We start from the raw sequence: 20,155 nt of genomic DNA, 5'->3' as shown, positions 1-20,155 counted from the left end.
TTTTTCGTCGTGGTTTTGATTTCCTGCGTCACTTCATCTTTGACCTTCATCTCAATTCCGAGGCTTTCTTCAACTCCATTAAATTTTTGTCCTGTACTTAGGTCCTAAGCAAAACTTGCTTTGCTATAGAATTAGTTGTTAACTTTCCTATTTCTGGCAAAGAATTTTCAGGAAACTTGTTGGAGAAGCATCTACAAGCTTCCCATTTTCCTTGTACTGCAACAGATAACAAATTACAATATCCACCGTTTCTACCTGTTGCATCATAATTTTTACAAAATCGACAGTTCATAATAGTTCCATGCACCCAGATTACCACTATCTACTTTCTCTGTTATTGGGATATTCTCTTGTGATAAATCAAGGTGTTTATGGTGATTGTGATCACTAGACAGCATTTATATAGCTATAGCCACTTGTATCAGGACAAATCAAAACCCTAAAGAGTGATGGCGGCGCAAAGCGCCGCCATCACTCTTTAGGGTTTTGATTTTCTAAGCGAAACTTGTATTGCTATATTACTGATCAATACTAAATACTCGTAAAACGAATATGTCAGATTCTCCAAATAAACCACTCACAACTTTTGAACGTTATACGATTTTTGTCGATCGCATAATTATCAATATCGAAAATGGCAAGCTGCTATCAAAAGAACATGTCTATCGAATTCTTAGTGAGAGTTTAGAATCGGGAACAGGGGAAATATTTGAACGAGCTTTAGAAGAACAAGCTAATTTACTTCAAGCAAATTTTGCTGCTCAAACTGATGAAGTGAAACAGGCTAAAGCTAATCAGAAACTGCGAGCTATGAAGATTCTCAAGGATGCATGGGAACAGTGGCAACAAAATTATCAACTTCAGGATACCTGTGCTAGAGGTTTACAAACTATTCTCAATGCAGAACCCCAAGAGCGTCTGGCTACATTAATTCAAGTTCTTGACCCAAATCATACGCCTGTTTTTGAACGTCAACATATTCAGCTTCTTATCCAACTACTGCAAAAATCCGCCGACACTCTGCCCGATGATTCGGAAGCATTTACATTACGTCAGTTTGCGATCGGACTTACTCGTGGATTAGCAGATTTTGATTTATTGGAAGGTTCTCTAGTTAGTTGGCTATACGAACCACAAAGACAGGTGGGATTTGAACGCTCTAAGATCAGTGGACCTTGGCATAGTTGGGCGCAACAGATTACTAGTCCCTTACCCCGTGATCTGTTTACAGGTCAGGCAAGTAACCAATCGGCAGCAGCGATCGCCAAAGCACAACGCAGTATCGATATTAGTGCTTGGGTAGAACTAGCGATTCTATTAAGATATTTGCAAAATGGATTAGTGCGCTGGTTCGATCAGCAGCCCTACGATGCCAAAGCAGGGATGCATATGACTGGCGTTACCTTTATTGCTTTTGCGATGATTTGGGGTGAACTTAGTACAGGCTTCCAAAACTCACCACAACTATCAGCAAGTGTTCGCCAATCTTTATCGAAAATCTGCTTCCGCATCAGCTTACAGACTTTACGAACCTTTGCCCAGCGCGAAAACTTTCCGCTTTATGGTGGTGTCTTTGCCTCTTTTTCGGGTGAAAGTTTTCGCGAAACCATTAACTATCTCGATCAACCTCTCAAAGAAGCAGAGAATACACAGGAGAAGGCTCGAATTCTCACGATTTTGGGTTATTCAAAGGCATGGATGGGGCATCATAGAGATGCGATCTACCTCCACGCAGAAGCTGTAAAACTTGCCAATGAAGTTGGTGATTTACGATGCGAAATTGCCAATCTTAACCACATTAGTCGCATTCATATCATGCCCACAGATTTCAGTACGAGTGAATCTTATGCTCAGAGAGCATTGATTTTAGCGCGACAACATGGCGATCGCCAAGGAGAAGCTAATGCTCTGGCTAATTTGGGCTATAGCGAAGTGATGATTGCGCGACAACAGGAATCAATTACACCTGAAGAGTTGGAAACTGCGATCGCTCATTTAGAGCGCGGACAAAAACTATCAGAGAAGATGAATGATTTACAAAATCAAGCGCTTTGTTGGGTGGGATTGGGAACTGCATATATTGCGATCGAGCAGCCAAGCCAAGCACAGATTGCTTTAGAGAAAGGCTTAGCTCTAACCCAACAAATTGGCGATCGCGATTTACAAGCACTCAGTCATGCTTATCTTGGCGAAACGTTCTATCAACTTAATCAATTAGAATTGGCAATCTATCACGCTTGTTTGGGAATGTATCTACTAGAGCAACGCTTAGAGAAAGAGCATAGTAAACGATGGAAACAATCAGCGGCTTTAGTTGTAATTTTGCAAGGCAAGTTGGGAGCAGAGAGTTTCTCTAATTTATTACAACAGCAGCGATCGCATTTGATTGCTCTAATTGGGGTGGATGGATTTGACCATTTACCAAATTTGATTGATCGCTATCGTAAAGGAGATGTATAGACAAATAAGCCATGCACTCAAGTGCAGGGCTAAAAGCTCAAACCCGTTGAAACGGGTTAATTAGAATTACTCTTCAGTCTGCTTCAGCAGACTTGAGCTTTTAGCCTGCACTTGAGTGCATGGCTAATGGATTATGGGCGCTTAAGCCGATTAATTTCAGCTTGCAGATCGTCTATTTGACGCTTCAAACGTTCCGCCTCACTCTCAGATTTTTTCTCTTCCTTAGGAGATTGCGAAACATCCACCGCACCAGTTGTATCGCCGCGCTTATACTTTCCTGACTTGATATTGCGATACTCTTCTGACTCAGCCCATTCTCGGATATAGTGAACACGCTCCACAGGGAATGGATGACTAAGCATTGAGCCAGCCCCAAAGCCGTTGTAGAGCATGAATTTATAAATTTGATTGAGATTATCCTTATCGAGTTCTTGATAAGCATCTGATTGGCGAATAAACTCAGGCAAACTTAACTCATGGGCAAAAGCAGAACTTCCACCCGACAACTTCATCATTGTGGAAAGAACTGTATCAAGCTGATCAGTGACTAACAAAGCTGCGCGATCGCTTGATAGTTCAGCCTTACGTCGCCATTCAAAGAAGGCATAAATCAAGCCACTGCTGATAATTCCCCCCAAACCAAAAGTCATTTCGCTAATAGTCGAAACAACACTCATCACCCACATTGCCATTTGGATTAATGTAGTATGACCACATTTAATGTGACCAAGTTCATGGGCAAGTACAGAGCGTATTTCGTCTTCAGTCAGAAGATCTAATAATCCCGAATTAATCACAATGTAGGGATGATCTTTACCAAGAGCATAGCTGTTTGCTACAGGATTTTGCGAGACAAATAGGACAGGCTCAGGTTGGACATCAAGATCAGCGACACATTCTCGAAAGATGCGATGGATCGTTGCATACTGACGATGACTGACCTGAATGCTATTGCCGATATGATAAATCGTCTGCGGACGCTCATACATAAACTCAACAAATTTTCCCGCCACCAGATCGAAACCGGGGACACTACGGAGAGCTTGCTCGGCTTGGCGATCGAGAGGGTGGCGAAAGGCTTCGCTAGAAATTCCTGTATAACGTGGCATAGGTATTGATATCTAATGAGATACACATGATTTTCTCTATTTTATCGTAAAGTCACTGAACTTTGTTAATGGTATAGCCACAGCTAGCAAACCCCAGAATAGAATTGCGGCACTTTGCGCTGCAATTCTATTCTGGGGTTTAAGAACTTCTAAACTAAGGTTGTGGCGATTCTCCAAGTGGAGATGCGTTACGATGCTTTGTTTTAACAGACTTTGGCATTTTTGTTTTTTGTGCGGCAAGTTTTTGGAGTTTTTGCACTTGTTTTAAAGTTAGTCCTGTAAATTGTGAGACTAATTCTAAGGAAACGTTGGAACGCAACATATTTAGCGCAATCTGATTTTCTGTTTCAGTTTTACCTTTGACTTCACCCTTAACTATACCCATAGCCTCACCTTTGGCGATCCCTCTAGCCTCACCTTCGGCTATACCCTCAAGCAGAATTTCTTGATAAATAACTGATTCTTTCATGATTTCGCTCCTCAAAAGTCTTTGGATGATTTCTTTATTCAGGGCTATGCCTGATATTATAGCGGTCGATGCGGCGACGTTGCTTTGTACTTGTTTATCGCTAATTTGTTCGATTTGCTTGGCTACTTGTCTTAGGGTTTCTTCGGGGTTATCGGTTTGTGAGAGCGTGGCAAAGGGGAGTAGTCCTTGGTATTGCTGAAATATTTCTGTTGGTTGTTCCCAAAGTCTGATTACATTAAATTGATGGCTGAGTCCGCCAAGGTTAAATGTGGTTTGGTAAACAAGGCTTGATTCGCTGGGGGAGAGGTAAATCACAACTTGATAGATTTCCCTGTCTGGAAATTGTCGATGCAATCTCAATAGGTAATCGGTCATGCGGAAGGGGATGTTTTTGTTTGGATCGGTCTGAAACTCTATGTGGAGGATCATTCTTAATGATTTCAGGAATATAACTGAGTCAGCCCGAATTGGTTCGACGGAGAGTTCGGAAGGTTCGAGTTTGGTGAAGTTAATGGGTTCTCCTAACAGCCAACTGGCAAAGTCGGTGGGAAAGGTTTCTGCTAAGAATTTACAAACGTTGTCGATCATTACGGAATTTTATCATCCTCATAGGTATTTGAGAACGAAATAATCCATAGCTCAAAAGATCGCTTGCAAGCTTGAGAAAATCGCTTGCTTGTTTGGATGGAGATTTCTGGAATAATAGAATAGGAGCTAAATAGATTTATTTGGAGCGTTTTATTTCATGAACTTACCCTACGCTACTAATTTACAATCTTTTCTGATTGCTATTCTTCTAGTGAGGTCAGACAGCACAGATTTACAACTCCCTACATCGTTTAAGGACAAAAGAGGTTTTCATTCAGAGAAATTCCCAATATTTCTACCGCTCTCGGCTAACTCTTTTGCTATCTTCATAGAGGTAACTCCTAAATTGCTTACGCCCAACATCCCGACACGGAAAACATCAATCCGCTCGCCCGTGCGTGTAAGCAAATGAAATGAGGGATTTCGGTGATTCTCTTTTATCTTCCATCCTGCAATTTCTGAGATGGGTATCCACATTCGAGAATAACTATTAACGACGAGAATGCCATCTTTTGAAACGACAATGCGTCTACGCATGACACTCCACATAACGTTGAATGAAACTAAAATGGGAACAATCAGAAAAGCCCATCGTATAACATTTGAACTCGGTATAGATTTATAGATCGTGAAACCAAAAAAAATCCCGATGGCAGATACAAGTCCGAGTAGTACTATACGTTTATTATCTGCTTGAAGGACTAAGCTCATATTTTGGATTCTTCTGCCTAACTAGAAGTTCTATCACAGAAACAGCAACTGTGTTGATATGCTAAACTTAACGCCTAAGCATGTTTCTTGTCAACAGCAAGTAGGGTGCGTTAGCTTTAGCGTAACACGCCATTATTGAAGTAGTACAAGTGGAAAACTAATTAATAACTGATGTTACGTGGAAGGAATTCTTGCGATGGCGTAAGTCTAGGGCTGGCAGCAAGAGGTTCATTATCTGAGTTCCACGTAACATCAGTTATTAATAGATCGATAAAAATATTGATTGGGGAAAATTTACAGACAAAGGGTGTTTAAAGACTGACATTAGCCTTTACAGACATGACAGCCAACAAGCGATCACCTCAATTATCACCAAAAAACAATCGCTTATATTAATCTTGAGACTTAAGCGATCGCAAGACAAGTCTTGGTTAATTATGATGGCTTAGGAAAACGCCTTAATAGCACTACAGTCCCCCAGACAGTGAATAGAACAAAAGCTACTAACAAAGCCCAAGGTGCAGGAACGCTGAGTTTTTTAATCGGACTTAAATTTGCTAAAAATGTGAGATGGAAGATAATCACCATCAATAGCATCGTGGCAACCCCAAACCAAGAAAATGCACATTGAGAAACTTAAAAGACTCATCACGTCGTTCATCCGATAGCCAATATTCTCGATGGGGTAAATTAATCATCGAAGTTGGCACATACTTGAAAATTAGAGGCAGAATGACCTTAAAGGAACTAGTAACAGCAAGGGCAACGAAATAGGGTATAAAGTAGCCCATCTTAGAAGAATTTCCATTGACCTTGCCTGTCATATCAAAATGTGAACCAACAATATTGGGCAGTAATGGATAGAAGTAAATAGTTTGAGCGATCGCTAAACCAAACAAGAACAGAACTATATACAACGGTAATTTCATCGCTGTATGCTCCTTAAGAATATTCTGCAATTATCTGTGCAAATTAGGGCTAGAGATAGTTTTTTAGATTGTTGTAACAAAAGTCCATCCCTAGGATACTTTTGCCCCACTAGGAGGCTAAAGTATAAGTAGATATTTATGTGGAGTTCAATAGCGTGTCATCAACCGATAGCGCCCAGATTTCTGGGCAAGGAATATCAGTATTAGATGAAAATTTAGAGCAACTCAAGACCAGCGATCTGCATGTGGTCGAAACTTGCCCACTATTAGCACCCGTCGAGGTAAAAACAGAATTACCAATTACCCCCGCGATCGCCAAAGTCGTAGCAAGTGCTAGAGCCAGAATCAGAAATATTTTAAATGGCAGCGATCGCCGTTTATTAGTAGTCGTTGGTCCTTGCTCAATTCACGATGTCAAAGCAGCCCGTGAGTATGCTGAAAAGTTAGCCCAATTTCGTGATGGCGTAAGTGATGCCCTCGAAATTGTGATGCGTGTCTATTTCGAGAAACCTCGTACCACGGTTGGATGGAAAGGGCTGATTAATGATCCCCATCTCAACGGTACATTTGATATTAATTACGGTATCCGCATGGCGCGGGGACTATTGCTGGATGTGGCAAAATTGGGCTTGCCTAGTGCCACTGAACTGCTTGATCCGATCGTGCCACAGTATCTTGCTGACCTGATCTCTTGGACAGCGATCGGGGCGCGGACAACTGAGAGTCAAACTCATCGTGAAATGTCCTCTGGCTTATCGATGCCTGTAGGTTTCAAAAATGGCACTGATGGCAGCATTGACGTAGCGATTAATGCACTATTGTCAGCACGTCAACCCCACCGTTTTCTTGGTGTCAATAATGAAGGTATGGCAAGCATTGTCACCACAACAGGCAATCCTGATGGGCATATCGTTTTACGTGGCGGTAAGCAGGGACCAAATTACGACAAGGTACATGTAGAGGCGATCGCCAATCGTCTCAGCGATCGCAAACTATTGCCTTACATGATGGTTGATTGCAGTCATGACAATAGCGGACAAGATTACAATCTTCAGCCAACTGTACTGCAAGATATCGCTGAGCAGGTGCGTAATGGCTCAGAACATATTGTTGGCATCATGCTCGAAAGCCATCTCAATCGAGGCAAACAACCTCTGAAAGAATTGGCAAAATTAGAATATGGCAAGAGCATTACCGATGGCTGTATTAACTTTGAGACAACTGTTGATGTTTTAACAGATCTCGCTAATGCAGTGCGATCGGGACGATTTTAACTAATGGTGCTGGGCTTACAGCCCAGCACCATTAGTTTTGAAAAAAGCTCGAAATTTAATTTCAGCAGCAATCTCGTCTTGTTGTGCTTCTTCGAGAAAGTTATATATAGCGTTCAGTCTAAAGTACGGATTTGTTTACCCGCCGAAGGCGGGTAAACAAACCTTTGTACCTCGCTTGCTTGAAAAGCGCTATAAGTAGTAAAAACCAAGAATCGAGTGGCGGCGCTTCGCGCCATCACTCGATTCTTGGTTTTTATGTCCTAAGCAAAAGTTCTTTTGGTTGAAGTGTCAAGCGCTATAAACTACCACCATAAGCCAATTAGAGCGAGATTTACCTCTATGTAACTTGTAACTTCAGTTGATTGGACTTGGTGCTGACTGGCGAGACGTTCCCTTAGAGATTCCAATTCGATATTGTTTTGGGCGATCGCCTTCGTTAACTTATCCTTAATTGGCTTGAGAACTAGCCGAATCTGCATCGCTCGAATTGAGTCAGGAGCGTGATCTTCGACGAGGACATGACTTTGTAATAGATTAATTGATTTGAGATTTTGTTGGGTGGCGATCGCCGTAATTTCCTTACTCACTTCATCAACAAATTGACGATTCACATACTTCATTACAACAGGTTCCAAAAGGAACATGACTTCATCCTGTTCAGAGACTTTTTCGATCAGCGATCGCCACCGCAACGACTCTAGAGCATTGATTAATTCTGAGCCAGAGGTTTGCAAATTCATCTCTGATCGCAAGGTTGAAAGGGATGCAGGACGATGCTTAATTGCGAGCCAATACAGGACATCTTTTTCTAGTTTGGAGAGGCGTTCAAACTGTTGATAGAGAAGTGTGCGTAACACGTCACCTAGAGCAAGGGCTGTCTGTTTGAGAAATTCCGAAACATTGCCGTTAAATAATTCCTGAATTGTCCCTGCCACAATTCTCAAAGCTGAAGGATTACCCCGATATTGCTGCACTAGAGCTTCTAATCCATTCTCAGAACCTGTAAACCCTCTCGCTCTCAGTAATTCAAAGGCTCCTTGTCGTTGCAATCCATTTACTTTGTAATAGCGAATCGGTTGATCTTCCCCTTGATGCATGGAGATTTCTTTAGGTTGTTCGCGCCCAATCAGGATTAAAGAACTTTGGTGACGTTCCGAACCTACCCGCTGTAATAATTCTGCATGGGCCTCGCAACCTTGGCGATAGACTCCCACCAGTTCCCCATCTTGTAGCGTCGCTTCAAAGTCATCTAGCACAATCAAACAACGCTTTTGGCGCAAAACTTCCAATAAATCAGAAATACCACAACCCGTTTGCTGTGAACTATTGAGAAATTGCAACAGATCAGCGATTAATTGCGCGGTCGGCTGTGCGCCCCGCAGAGATCGCCAAATAAAGCAATCAAACTGCGATTGGATTTTTTCGACTAGTTTCACGGCAAGAGCCGTCTTGCCAATGCCACCCATCCCACAAATTGCCAAGAGATGACAGCGATCGCGCACGATCCATTGCTCTAGTTTTGCTAGTTCTTCTGTGCGTCCATAAAAAGTTTGAATATTCGGAGCCTCGCCCCAATCCGCTAAATTTGCCCCTAAATTAACTTGAGAAGCGGCGGCTGTATTATGCAGGCTTTGGCGTTGTGCCTTATAACCTTTAGCCTCTAACCATTCAGGTACTTTTTCCCACCGTAAAGTATTGATCGGCTGATCAGCGATCGCCTCAAGCGATCGATACAGCCCCTTATTTAACTCCACCCTTAAAGCCCCCGAAGTCCAAGCTAACTTAAAGGCAAGTTGCCCTGGGCGATAACGACATAGCAACCCCCGCAAACACGCCTTTTCAAATGGCTTAATTTCCTTGCCACTAGCAGTTTGTAAATCTGCATAAAGCCGATTTAAATCCCAATTTTGGGCAGCTTCGGTGAACAGCCCTTCAATGTGATCATGGTCAGATAACATGACAGAAGATGGCGGCGAACGATCGCATAGATTTGTGTCCTGAACATCGATAAATAAATGAATATATTTATCGATTTATCTGGATCGTAACAAAAAAAGGGCGATCGCTAGAGATAATGCTTAAAGTGGCTGATAGTTTCAGACTCAGACCCATATAAAATCATCTTATAGGGTCACCACGAAAAACGTGGCTAACCTATAAATAATTAAATAAAAAACCAGATTTTTGGTGGCGAGGTGTGGCCGCTCCATCAAAAATCGGTTCTTTATTTTCCGGCGAAGCCCCTAAATGATTAATACTAAACTGAGTGCCGTTTAACTATGTTAAGCAAGCTGCAACAACTAGGAACAAATGCAGATGGTCGCTATGCTAGCGATGAAGAACTGCAATTTATGGATACCTACATCTCCTCCTTTGACTCACGGGTTGAGGCTTATCGACGCATTAAAGCTATCGAGAAAGAAATTGTCGATACGGTTTTAGTCAAACTAAAAACGTCCTATCCCAACTTGCTTTTGCCAAAGGGAGAAGATATGCAAGGCAAGTGGAAACAAGACACCTTAAGGGTTTTACGACACTCTGCCATGACTGTTTTATTAGATGACCCAGAACTTTTACGGCAACAGTTTTTGTATTGGTTCCAGACGATCATGCAAGCCTTTGGCGCACAGGAAGCTTGTAACATCACTTATTTAGTAATGCAAGATGTAGTCAAAGATCTTCTGCCCAAAAATGTTGCCGATTTGTTATGCCCCATTCTAGAAATAAATCGTGATTTACTGGGATCTCAGCAAAAAAGCTGACAAAAAAGAGGGGGATAATAAGCATCTTCCCCCTTTTGTGGGTTTTTACATTGTTATACAATAAATTTACAAAAAATTTGCATCCTAAATGTGAGGAGTTAGAGCTTACCTAGCTCATTAGTGATTATGGGGAAAATTAATTCTGTATCTTGGCAAGCACGGCTTCGTTTCCTAGTTTTAACTTTCCTAGGGTTTGCGATCGCAATGATGATCAATTTTCCTTTTTGGGCGGTAGCTCAGACTCCTAACAGTAATGTAACTAATACTGCTAGCAACACAATTGATCAATCCCCCCCACCTATACAAACGCCGATCAGACCATCTAATGGCAATGAATTACGCGGTATTTGGCTAACTAACGTCGATAGTGAGGTTTTATTCTCAACCCAAAGTCTTGAAAGAGCGATTAAAAGATTAAAGCGTTTAAACTTTAATACCTTATATCCCACAGTTTGGAATCGTGGCTATACACTCTACCCTAGTCAAGTTGCTAAAGATAAATTTGGCGTAGATGTCTATCCCATATCAGGTTTGCAAGAGCGAGATATGCTTGCGGAAACGATCAAGTTTGGACATGAGCAGGATTTTGCGGTAATTCCTTGGTTTGAGTATGGCTTAATGACCGAGGAAGGCTCGGAGCTAATGCGCCAACATCCAGACTGGATTACCCAGCGCAGAGATGGCTCCCATCTTTTCTTGCATGGCGAAAAAGATCAACATCGTCTTGCTTGGCTTAACCCTGCACGTCCTGAGGTGCAGAAGTTTCTCACAGATTTAATTGTGGAAGTTGTCACCAAATATGATGTCGATGGCATTCAACTTGACGATCATTTTGGGATGCCCGTAGAACTTGGCTATGACGATTACACGATCGCTTTATATAAGAAAGATCACTTTGGGCGGCTGCCACCTGAAGATTTTAACGATCCTTCATGGATGAAATGGCGTGCTAAGTATGTCACAAATTTAATGGGGAAAATCTCTAGGGCTGTTAGAGCGATCAAACCCAATTGCCTAGTTTCTCTGTCTCCTAACCCAAAGGAATTTTCCTATAAAAAATTCTTGCAAGATTGGTATAGCTGGGTTTATCTCAATTACATTGATGAACTAATTGTGCAGGTATATCGAGATGACATTGACAACTTTACTAGTGAGTTGTCTCGTCCAGAGTTGCAAGAGATTCGCCAAAAAATCCCTGTAGCGGTGGGGATTTTGACAGGCTTAAGAGTCCAAAATGTCGACATGCGACAGATTAAAGGTCAAGTCAGAGTTGCGCGTGAGATGAATCTTGATGGTTTCTCATTTTTCTTTTATGAGACTTTGGGTAATCGAGATGCATCCTTTGAGACGCTTTTCTTTACACCTGCAATTCGTCCAGATTTAAGAAATATTGCTTCTAATTAAACAAAAAAGCGGCGCTTTGCGCCGCTTTTTTGTTTAATTAGCTTCCACCATTTGTAAAACCCAAGAAGCGAGTGGCGGCGCAAAGCGCCGCCACTCGCTTCTTGGGTTTGTATCCTAATAAGACTGGCTACAGCTTATAGCTACAAAATGCTTTGATCTTCTCAACAAATAGATCAGGATTCTCGAAGTGAATATTGTGACCACAACTAGAAATAATTTCTAGTTGTGAATACTTGCATAGCTGTTGCATTTGGCGATTTATTTGCACAAACTTGGGATCTAACTCTCCTGCAAGTAACAACAACGGAATCTGATTTTCTGGTAGTTTCTCCCATAAAGATGGTTGCATTCCTGTACTGAGATTTCGTAAAGACTTAGCTAGCAAAGTAGGCGAATTATTTAACCGTTGCTCTAGGATCTGGGCAAAATTTGGATGCGATCGCAAGGTGGCAAAAATAGGTTGTTGATACCAATTTTCGAGAAATAATCGAAAATCACCAGCTTCTAGCTTGGCGGCAAGTAATTGATCCTTAGCAAGGCGATCGCCTCTTTCTTGAGCTGTTTGTAAACCTGCGGACGCTGATTCGAGAATTGTCCTACAAAAATATTGCGGAAAGTGGATTGTTAAATATAAAGCTAACCTTCCACCCATTGAATATCCCACTAAAAAACAGCGATTCACACGAAGTAAATCCAAAAATTTGATGACAAAGTTGGCGATGGACTGTATTGTGTAGTAGTCATCTTGATCAATTCTTGAGTCTATGATCCTCGTCTGACCATGCCCTAGTAAATCGATCGCAACACAGTAAAATTGTTTAGACAAAATTGCAATCACCTGCTTAAACTCTGAGAGATCACCCATAAATCCATGCAAAAACAAAATTGTGGGATCGCTGGAATTTCCCTCTGAGAGGTAGCTCAAACAATAATTATCAATTTGCAACTTGAGTACCATAATCAAACAATGCAAGCGAGACTATGAACGAACAGGAAATTCTGAAAGAAATTGAGACAGCCAGAGCTTCAGAAGCGACATCTCTGTATCTAAGTGAACTACAAATGGAGGCAGTTCCTGAAGAACTTGGTAAATTACCACATTTAGTTTGGTTATATCTCAGTGAAAACAACTTGACTTCTCTACCTGAAGCGATCGCAAATTTACAAAAACTAACTTGGCTCCACCTAGAAGCCAATCAACTGCCCCACATTCCCGAAGCAGTGATGCAGTTAAAAAGTCTTACGGTTCTAAATTTAGCTGAAAATCAGATTACCACTTTGCCTTCAGATATTGGAAAGTTATCCAATCTAGCCAGATTGGATATTAATGCTAATTTTTTAACAAGTGTTCCCTCGGAAATTGGATTGCTGAAGTTTTTAACATGGCTTGATTTAAGCGAAAACAAACTCGAAAGATTACCTCTAGAAATCGGTCACCTCACTAATTTAACTGAGTTAGATTTGCGAAAAAATAATCTCACAACTGTGCCCGAAGAAATTGGTGAGCTTACAGGATTAACCGAGCTATATCTTGGCAATAATCAACTGAGTGATCTGCCACCTGAGATTGGTAATCTTATGGATATTACAGAACTAGATTTGTCTTACAACCAATTAACTAATCTTCCTGCAACTATCTCTAATCTCAAAAATCTTGTACGTTTAGATCTAAGAGGTAACCCCATCGAAGCATCTTCTTTAAATAATTTAAAACATGGCATGATTTTAATCTAAACATCAAAGATGAAAAGCAGCGCATTGTGCTGCTTATAGAGCTTTTCAAGCAAGCGAGGTACAAAGGTTTGTTTCCCCGCCTTCGGCGGGGAAACAAACCTTTACTTCAATAGACTGATATACGCTATATCATCTTTGATGTTTAGACGCGATGCAAAGCAACATTTTTAAAACCTTATACCAATTCACAAAAGTGTGACAACACTTTTGTGAATTAAAACCCAAACCCTTACAGGGTTTTAAAAACACAAAATAGCTACGCCATTTTTTAATTACAAAGCAAAACCCGTAAAGTTGCGCCTCTGCGGGGCGCAACTTTACGGGTTTTGCTAATTTAATTCACAAAACTGTGCCGACAACCCAAGAAGAGAATGGCAGCACGAAGCGCCACTATTCTCTTCTTGGGTGTCCTAACACAATCGACAGCAGTTATAAAACTATCACAAGAAAAAGCAGCACCAAGCGCTGCTTTTTCTTGTGTATTGATGATGGCGACATCTGGAGAGAACAAAGAAATACTCAGTTATATCAATGTATTGTCAATAGCTTCGATGATTCTCTCAGAGTTCTTTTGATAATTCCCTAGACTTATTTCTTACTTTCAATGTTTTGAAATAGTACTTTTAGCTAATACTTTTAGCTAGTGTGAGCAATGTAAATAGACTATCAATCGAAAAATTACCAGACAATAACCTAATAAGCCAATTAACTTGCTTATTAATTAGTAAGTTAATGAGCATTCACAGCTTCGCGAACAGGAATAACCGTCACGGACTTGACATCCTTACTCTTGTCACGAGTATCGTTAATACTAACAACGGTATAAGTCTTAGTATTATCAGCGCGAAATACATCACCTACCGAAAGGGGCTTGTTATAGTGCAATGCACCAATAAAGCGTTGGTGAAGATCGGTCATTAAGTACTGCATAAACTCCTCGTTCAATTTCTAAAGTCTAAAAATGAGATCGCCCCATATGCAATACATATGTTGCTTCTGCCATCTGTATACCACTGTTTCCGCGATTGGTATATAAAATTTCTTATATTTTTTTGTAACTTAGTCACTTTTTGGCAAACACTTACATAAGTACTGCAAATTGTTAGGTAGTACCAATGTCCAAAAATGTAACCTTTCTATGACTTCACAGCCTGCGCCTGAACTTGAGCCTGATTATGCGTTAAGCGCCTACGACTATGAATTGCCAAGCGATCGCATTGCTCAAGATCCAGTCACACCAAGGGATTCATCGAGGCTATTGGTGATTGACAGCGATCGCAATTTACTGCACCAGCACTTTTACGATTTGCCCAATTTTTTACGTGCAGGAGATTTGCTCGTTTTTAATAACACCAAAGTCATTCCTGCAAGAATGTATGGTCAGAAACTATCAGGGGTTCCTGTTGAGATTTTGTTAATGGAGCCGATTGGGCTTAATCGCTGGTTAGCTTTGGTTAAACCTGGTAAGCGCTTGCCCATTGGCAGCACAATCGTATTTGCGGAAAACGTAAAAGCGACGGTGGAGGGAATTGACACAACTACCAGAGCGCGAGAATTGCAGTTTCATATTCCTGCTGAGGCTGACCTTGACAAAATTATTGAAAAGTTAGGCAAGCTACCATTGCCACCCTATGTGACAGATTCTCACACTGATCCTGAACGTTATCAAACCATCTATGCAGAGATATCGGGGGCGATCGCTGCGCCAACGGCGGGTTTACATTTTACAGAACCACTATTTCAAACACTGGAGGATCAGGGCATTGATAAAGCCTTTGTGACCTTGCATGTGGGTATCGGCACATTTCGTCCTGTAGAGACCGAAGACATCACGCAGCATGTGATGCATAACGAGTGGTGTGAGGTGTCGGAGGAGACGGTTGCGAAAATTAAGGAAACCAAAGCGCGGGGCGGTCGGGTAATTGGTGTGGGTAGTACGGTGGCACGATCGCTAGAGAACTCAAATTTTCAAGCTTTTAAGGGCAAAACGAATTTGATGATTTATCCAGGCTATGAATGGAGGGTTTTAGATGGGATGGTTACTAATTTTCATTTGCCAAAGTCAACTTTGTTAATGATGATGTCATCGTTTTTGGGTGAGGGTGGACGAGAGTTTTTAATGTCAGTCTACCAAGAGGCGATCGCCAAAGAATATCGTTTTTATTCCTTTGGCGATGCTATGTTAATGCTGCGATAAACGCCGCAAAGCGTCGTTTACAGCCTGTTGATGCAAGAAATCTTTGTAAAAACTGCTTTGCAGTTTTTACAAAGATTTCTTGGGGTTTTATAGGTACATTGAATAATTAAGTTCGGGCGGCGCGATCGCTAGCAATAATTTTTGCGTAATTCTGATTAGTAATAACCTCCTCACAGCTATTGCTCGGTCTACACCAAAAATCCGACAGCAATCATAAAACTGTAAAAAAGATTCAGCTAGCGATCGCGATAATCTAGTTCTAGATTTATTACTACTTACAGAATTCTCACTCTCCAAATAAGCAGCGATCGCCAAATTTTGCATCAATAAACCAATTTCGGCAGGTTCTAAATGTAGAGACTGCGCCATAAAATCAGAACCCGATTTTTGATGGCGCGGCGAAGCCGCGCCATCAAAAAGTTTAGCCAATCTGATTAACGCACAACAACGAGCATAGGCATACTGCACAATTGGATCAAGCAACTTATTTGTAAAATCTATGGAAATATCACTCTTTTGCCAAAATCCTTCGTAATTAGTAATTCCCTTAATCTGCCATTGCTCTAAAGCTAATAAACTCTCAGCGATATATTGCTCACTCAAAATGATATTTAGCCAACCTTTACCTAGAGCTTGAATTTGCCATTGTGAAGTAATTTCTGGATTTTGCGAACAAGTCAGCGCGATCGCTTCGGCAATTTGGAAAGGACTGAGATTTAAGCGATTGGCGATCGCCAAAGCGATTGATGATGTGTAATGGGCTTCGTATTTGGGATAGCCCACCTCCAGCGAAATTTCCTTAGGAGTAAGCAAAGTTCCAAACACCAAATTAATCGCATCAGCGATCGTAATTTGAATAATTCGCGATGGAGAAATGAAATTCACACTGTTAGAGTTCCGCGATTTAATATTTTTTGTGCGGCAAAGCATCACCAAAAGCTTTAGCGGCAAGGCTTTGCCGCGCCACTAGATTACTTCATGCGTGGTAAGCGTAAAACATTTGGAGCTTTGGAAAGTGGACTGAGGATTTGGTTGAGCGCTCTCAATTGCTCAGGCGTTCCCATAGAAATCAGAACATCACCTTGTAAAATCTCAGTATTTCCATCGGGTCCCGCAATCACATGACCATCAGCGCGACGAATCGCTAGGACGAGAACACCAGTCTGCGATCGCAAACTTGCTTTTTTAAGAGAAACTCCCACATAACTGGAGTCATCAATGCGATATTCCTCAATGTAGAATGAGCGATTTTCTCCCGCAATAATCCCATCCACAAAATCCATCACCTGTGGACGTAAAGCTACTGCTGCCATCCTTTTCCCACCTGTAATGTAAGGCGAGATTACTTCATCGGCTCCACCTCGGCGTAACTTTTGCATCGCTTCTTCAGTACTTGCTCTAGCGATCGCCCTGATTGCAGGATTTAAGGTTTTTGCGGATAGCACTGTATAGAGATTCTCCGCATCTGAAGGTAAAGCCGCCACAATGCAAATTGCCCGTTCAATTCCCGCAAAAAACAATGTTTGATCGAGGGCTGCATCTCCTTGCACCGCCAAATAACCAGCCTGCTCAGCCTGTGCAATCATCACAGGATCACTATCAATTACTAAAAAGGAAATACTTCCCTCCGCCGCAAATTCAGCAGTAACTTGCCTCCCTGTTCGCCCATATCCGCACACTATGTAATGTTTATCTAATGCCTGCATGACTTTTCGGAGCCGCCTTGCCTGAAAAATATTGTAAATATGACCATTGGCGATCGCCGCCGTAAACTGAGTTGCAATGTAGCTAATGCTAGCAACTCCCAGAATAATTAACACAACCGTAAACACCCGCCCCTCAAAATGCAGGGGATTGGTTTCGCCATAACCAATCGTGGCAAGGGTAATGATTGTCATGTAGAGCGCATCAAACCAACTCCATCCTTCGAGGAGGCGATACCCCAATGTCCCAATCACCACCAATCCTATTAAGATCCCAATATTGGTGAGTAAAGTACGCTGATATTGCAACAATTCACGCTGCAAAAAATCTGGTTGCAACTGTTGGTAACTAAGCGAACTTTTGGGTAGCATACAAGTCTGTAGAGTTATGAAAGTGAAGTAAGGGCTGACACAACGCTTTGCGCTCAAACCCCAACCAAGACTTTTTGTGAGAGTGTTGTAGAGCAACACTCTCACAAAAAGTCTTGGTTCGTTTGATCGTTAATTGCTGTAAGGGTTCTTTATTAAATCGCAGCACCCTAATTTAACCAAGAACTTATTTAAAAGAATGTTAAGCTGCTAGTTAATATATTGCTTCAGCTTTTAGGCATTTTTAGTAAGATTGTTAATTGCATCGGTCTAGTTTTTGCAAATAAATGCTGTCACTCATGGGACAAGTATGACATCAGAGCCACCTTCCGAAAACACACAAATTAACCGTGCTGTAAGCTCTCCCTATCGTTCAGCCGTGGATATTAATGACGATAATTTGGAGAGATTTCACGCTTGGACTGGGTATAACACCCACACAGATATGAGTAGCAACACGAAATTCCAAATGCGTGACTTTCATATCGATCTAGGGATGGCTGTGATTGGTTTTGGTGTTTTGTGCGGATGGGAAGTGCGATCGCGCAAAATTGATTTCAAGGGCAAAACGCATATTATTTACGAACTCAGGGGTGATACCGATCCGCAAGTTGTGCCGATGTTACGCCAAAACTGTAGTGATGAAATGGCAACATTTTTACATAGTCGTTTAATTAGAACTTTAGATTTTTTACGTTCCTGCTCAAAATTTTCTGGTATCCCTCACGTTCACATCATCTCTATCCGCAATCACTATGTGATGAGTGCAGTATGGCGACCATATCAAAATAAAATTTGGATGGTTCCCATTGACCAAATTGAGGGTTTATCTTTTTCGAGTCATTTAATTTAAGTGAAGGTGTGGCTAAGCGCCGCCTTGACTGAGTGAATTTCATTATGTCTATTCGTATTAATGGCGATCGCCCGATCAAAACCCCAACAGGTTTATCTACCCGCCCCACTCCTAGTAAGGTCAGAGCCGCAGTTTTTAATATTTTGCAAAGTCGTATCAAAAATGCAAATTGGCTCGATATCTGTGCTGGATCAGGAGCGATGGGAGCAGAGGCGCTAGCGAGAGGTGCTAATCAGGTTGTCGGAATTGAGTTATCAGCGATCGCCTGTCGCATCGCCAGTGAAAATTGGCAGAAATTTGCTAAGCCCGAACAAAAATTTCAAGTCATTAAGGGTGATGCGATCAAGATTCTGCCCAAGTTAGCCACCAAATTTTTTGATTTAGTTTATTTCGATCCTCCTTACCAAAGCGATCTCTACGCCCCTGTCTTGAAAGCTCTACCACCCTTACTTGCAGATAATGCATTAGTAATAGCAGAATGCGATCGCCTGCGTCCTCTCCCTGACGTAATGGGCGAGCTAGTCTGTAGCGATCGCCGCCAATATGGACAAACTGCCCTCGTCTTTTATCAACTTCCACACTAAGCAAGATGACGATCGCAGGAAGACAGCCTAAAATCATAAATAGTCATCAAATTACTCAAAAGTCATCTATTTCTCCAAGAGTCACCGCAGTGCTAACTACAGAAAATACCGAAACTCGCGATCGCCTTTTATCTCCTTTGCAAACATGGACATGGCGTGGATATAAAATTCAATATTCTGTGACTGGTACAGGCACACCCCTAGTCTTAATTCATGGCTTCGGTGCATCGATTGGTCACTGGAAAAAGAATATTCCTGCTTTTGCCGAGGCTGGCTATCAAGTATTTGCGATCGACCTCTTAGGATTTGGGGGATCGGCAAAACCTGCTCTTGATTATTCACTAGAACTTTGGGAAGAACTGCTCAAGGATTTTCATCAAGAACTTGTGCAGCAACCAGCAATATTTATCGGTAATTCCATTGGTGCATTACTAGCCTTAATGCTCACAACTAATTATCCTGAACTTGCGATCGGTGCAGTCTTGCTCAATGCCGCTGGTGGATTAAATCATCGTCCTGAAGAGTTAAATTTACCCTTGCGCTTGGTGATGGGTGCTTTTGCGAAGTTAGTTAGCTCTGAAGTCACAGGCAAATTTGTGTTCAATCAAGTTCGCCAAAAGCGGAATATTCGCAACTCTCTGCGTCAGGTTTATCGCAATCATCAAGCGATCGATGATGAGTTAGTGGATATGCTCTATCAGCCATCCTGTGATGAAGGTGCACAGAAGGTTTTCTCCTCTATTTTAACGGCTCCTGCTGGTCCCCGCACTTCTGATTTATTGGCTAATGTAGAGAAGCCTCTACTAGTACTTTGGGGTGATGCTGATCCTTGGACTCCAATTAATGGAGCGAAGGTTTATGAAGAAGCAAGTAAGACTAAGGATATTCAAGTTATTCCCATTCCCAATACTGGACATTGCCCCCACGACGATCGCCCTGAAATCGTGAATGCTCTAGTAATTCACTGGTTACAGAAGTTAGCATAAATAGAGAGAGCGCTATGCGCTCT

At 41.7% G+C, this 20,155-nt stretch carries 18 protein-coding genes; 9 read left to right on the top strand and 9 right to left on the bottom strand.

Features of this window, described 5'->3' with window-relative positions:
* Positions 1–552: 552 nt before the first annotated feature.
* Complete coding sequence (locus tag H6G05_RS11505) at positions 553–2,460, top strand: tetratricopeptide repeat protein (protein ID WP_190578310.1); 1,908 nt, start codon at positions 553–555, stop codon at positions 2,458–2,460.
* Between the two features lie 131 nt (positions 2,461–2,591).
* On the opposite strand, the gene H6G05_RS11500 is transcribed toward H6G05_RS11505, so the two are convergent.
* The 4 genes from H6G05_RS11500 to H6G05_RS11485 all read right to left on the bottom strand — a co-directional run bounded on the left by H6G05_RS11500 (position 2,592) and on the right by H6G05_RS11485 (position 6,266).
* On the bottom strand, positions 2,592–3,569 hold the full coding sequence (locus H6G05_RS11500; protein ID WP_190578309.1) for a M48 family metallopeptidase: 978 nt from the start codon (positions 3,567–3,569) through the stop codon (positions 2,592–2,594).
* Positions 3,570–3,723: 154 nt separating this feature from the next.
* The gene (locus H6G05_RS11495; protein WP_190578308.1) at positions 3,724–4,626 is read right to left on the bottom strand and encodes an Rpn family recombination-promoting nuclease/putative transposase; all 903 of its coding nucleotides are present in this window, start codon (positions 4,624–4,626) and stop codon (positions 3,724–3,726) included.
* 270 nt (positions 4,627–4,896) lie between these two features.
* Positions 4,897–5,163 (bottom strand): hypothetical protein, encoded by a 267-nt coding sequence (locus H6G05_RS11490; protein ID WP_190578307.1) that lies wholly within the window; start codon positions 5,161–5,163, stop codon positions 4,897–4,899.
* Positions 5,164–5,924: 761 nt separating this feature from the next.
* A complete protein-coding gene (locus H6G05_RS11485; RefSeq protein ID WP_190578306.1) occupies positions 5,925–6,266 on the bottom strand; it encodes a DUF1648 domain-containing protein in 342 nt (113 codons plus the stop codon).
* Positions 6,267–6,421: 155 nt separating this feature from the next.
* Here H6G05_RS11485 and H6G05_RS11480 point away from each other — a divergent pair, with 155 nt between their 5' ends.
* Positions 6,422–7,540, top strand: coding sequence for a 3-deoxy-7-phosphoheptulonate synthase (locus tag H6G05_RS11480; RefSeq protein WP_322096353.1), 1,119 nt, complete (start codon positions 6,422–6,424; stop codon positions 7,538–7,540).
* 302 nt (positions 7,541–7,842) lie between these two features.
* Here the strand turns inward: H6G05_RS11480 and H6G05_RS11475 are convergent, their stop codons facing one another.
* Positions 7,843–9,498, bottom strand: coding sequence for an NB-ARC domain-containing protein (locus H6G05_RS11475; RefSeq protein ID WP_190578304.1), 1,656 nt, complete (start codon positions 9,496–9,498; stop codon positions 7,843–7,845).
* A 321-nt stretch (positions 9,499–9,819) separates the two neighbouring features.
* On the opposite strand from H6G05_RS11475, the gene H6G05_RS11470 reads away from it, so the two are divergent.
* Entirely contained in the window at positions 9,820–10,302 is a 483-nt protein-coding gene (locus H6G05_RS11470; RefSeq protein ID WP_190578303.1) for a globin family protein, read from the top strand.
* A gap of 126 nt (positions 10,303–10,428) precedes the next feature.
* Positions 10,429–11,706, top strand: a complete 1,278-nt coding sequence (locus H6G05_RS11465) for a glycoside hydrolase family 10 protein (protein WP_190578302.1) — start codon at positions 10,429–10,431, stop codon at positions 11,704–11,706.
* 127 nt (positions 11,707–11,833) lie between these two features.
* Here the strand turns inward: H6G05_RS11465 and menH are convergent, their stop codons facing one another.
* Positions 11,834–12,664, bottom strand: a complete 831-nt coding sequence (gene menH / locus H6G05_RS11460; RefSeq protein WP_190578301.1) for a 2-succinyl-6-hydroxy-2,4-cyclohexadiene-1-carboxylate synthase — start codon at positions 12,662–12,664, stop codon at positions 11,834–11,836.
* A gap of 23 nt (positions 12,665–12,687) precedes the next feature.
* Between menH and H6G05_RS11455 the strand changes: the two genes are divergently transcribed.
* Entirely contained in the window at positions 12,688–13,440 is a 753-nt protein-coding gene (locus tag H6G05_RS11455; protein WP_190578300.1) for a leucine-rich repeat domain-containing protein, read from the top strand.
* A 729-nt stretch (positions 13,441–14,169) separates the two neighbouring features.
* Here the strand turns inward: H6G05_RS11455 and H6G05_RS11450 are convergent.
* Positions 14,170–14,370, bottom strand: coding sequence for a hypothetical protein (locus tag H6G05_RS11450; protein WP_094534956.1), 201 nt, complete (start codon positions 14,368–14,370; stop codon positions 14,170–14,172).
* Positions 14,371–14,578: 208 nt separating this feature from the next.
* On the opposite strand from H6G05_RS11450, the gene queA reads away from it, so the two are divergent.
* Positions 14,579–15,637, top strand: coding sequence for a tRNA preQ1(34) S-adenosylmethionine ribosyltransferase-isomerase QueA (queA, locus tag H6G05_RS11445; RefSeq protein WP_190578299.1), 1,059 nt, complete (start codon positions 14,579–14,581; stop codon positions 15,635–15,637).
* 87 nt (positions 15,638–15,724) lie between these two features.
* On the opposite strand, the gene H6G05_RS11440 is transcribed toward queA, so the two are convergent.
* Both H6G05_RS11440 and H6G05_RS11435 read right to left on the bottom strand, forming a co-directional pair.
* On the bottom strand, positions 15,725–16,522 hold the full coding sequence (locus H6G05_RS11440) for a DALR anticodon-binding domain-containing protein (protein WP_190578298.1): 798 nt from the start codon (positions 16,520–16,522) through the stop codon (positions 15,725–15,727).
* Between the two features lie 86 nt (positions 16,523–16,608).
* Entirely contained in the window at positions 16,609–17,712 is a 1,104-nt protein-coding gene (locus H6G05_RS11435) for a potassium channel family protein (RefSeq protein WP_190578297.1), read from the bottom strand.
* 307 nt (positions 17,713–18,019) lie between these two features.
* Here H6G05_RS11435 and H6G05_RS11430 point away from each other — a divergent pair, with 307 nt between their 5' ends.
* The 3 genes from H6G05_RS11430 to H6G05_RS11420 are packed head-to-tail and all read left to right on the top strand — an operon-like array spanning position 18,020 to position 20,132.
* Positions 18,020–18,562: a hypothetical protein gene (locus H6G05_RS11430; protein ID WP_190578296.1), complete on the top strand. Its 543-nt coding sequence runs from the start codon at positions 18,020–18,022 to the stop codon at positions 18,560–18,562.
* A gap of 44 nt (positions 18,563–18,606) precedes the next feature.
* Positions 18,607–19,146, top strand: a complete 540-nt coding sequence (gene rsmD, locus H6G05_RS11425; RefSeq protein ID WP_190578295.1) for a 16S rRNA (guanine(966)-N(2))-methyltransferase RsmD — start codon at positions 18,607–18,609, stop codon at positions 19,144–19,146.
* A 5-nt stretch (positions 19,147–19,151) separates the two neighbouring features.
* A complete protein-coding gene (locus tag H6G05_RS11420; RefSeq protein WP_190578294.1) occupies positions 19,152–20,132 on the top strand; it encodes an alpha/beta fold hydrolase in 981 nt (326 codons plus the stop codon).
* Positions 20,133–20,155 lie beyond the last annotated feature (23 nt).

This window comes from Phormidium tenue FACHB-1050 (genome assembly GCF_014696925.1).
In the GTDB taxonomy this organism is placed as follows: Bacteria; Cyanobacteriota; Cyanobacteriia; order Pseudanabaenales; family Pseudanabaenaceae; genus Pseudanabaena.
The sequence above is the reverse complement of the archived record's forward strand: the minus strand, read 5'-3'. Positions and strand labels throughout refer to the sequence as shown.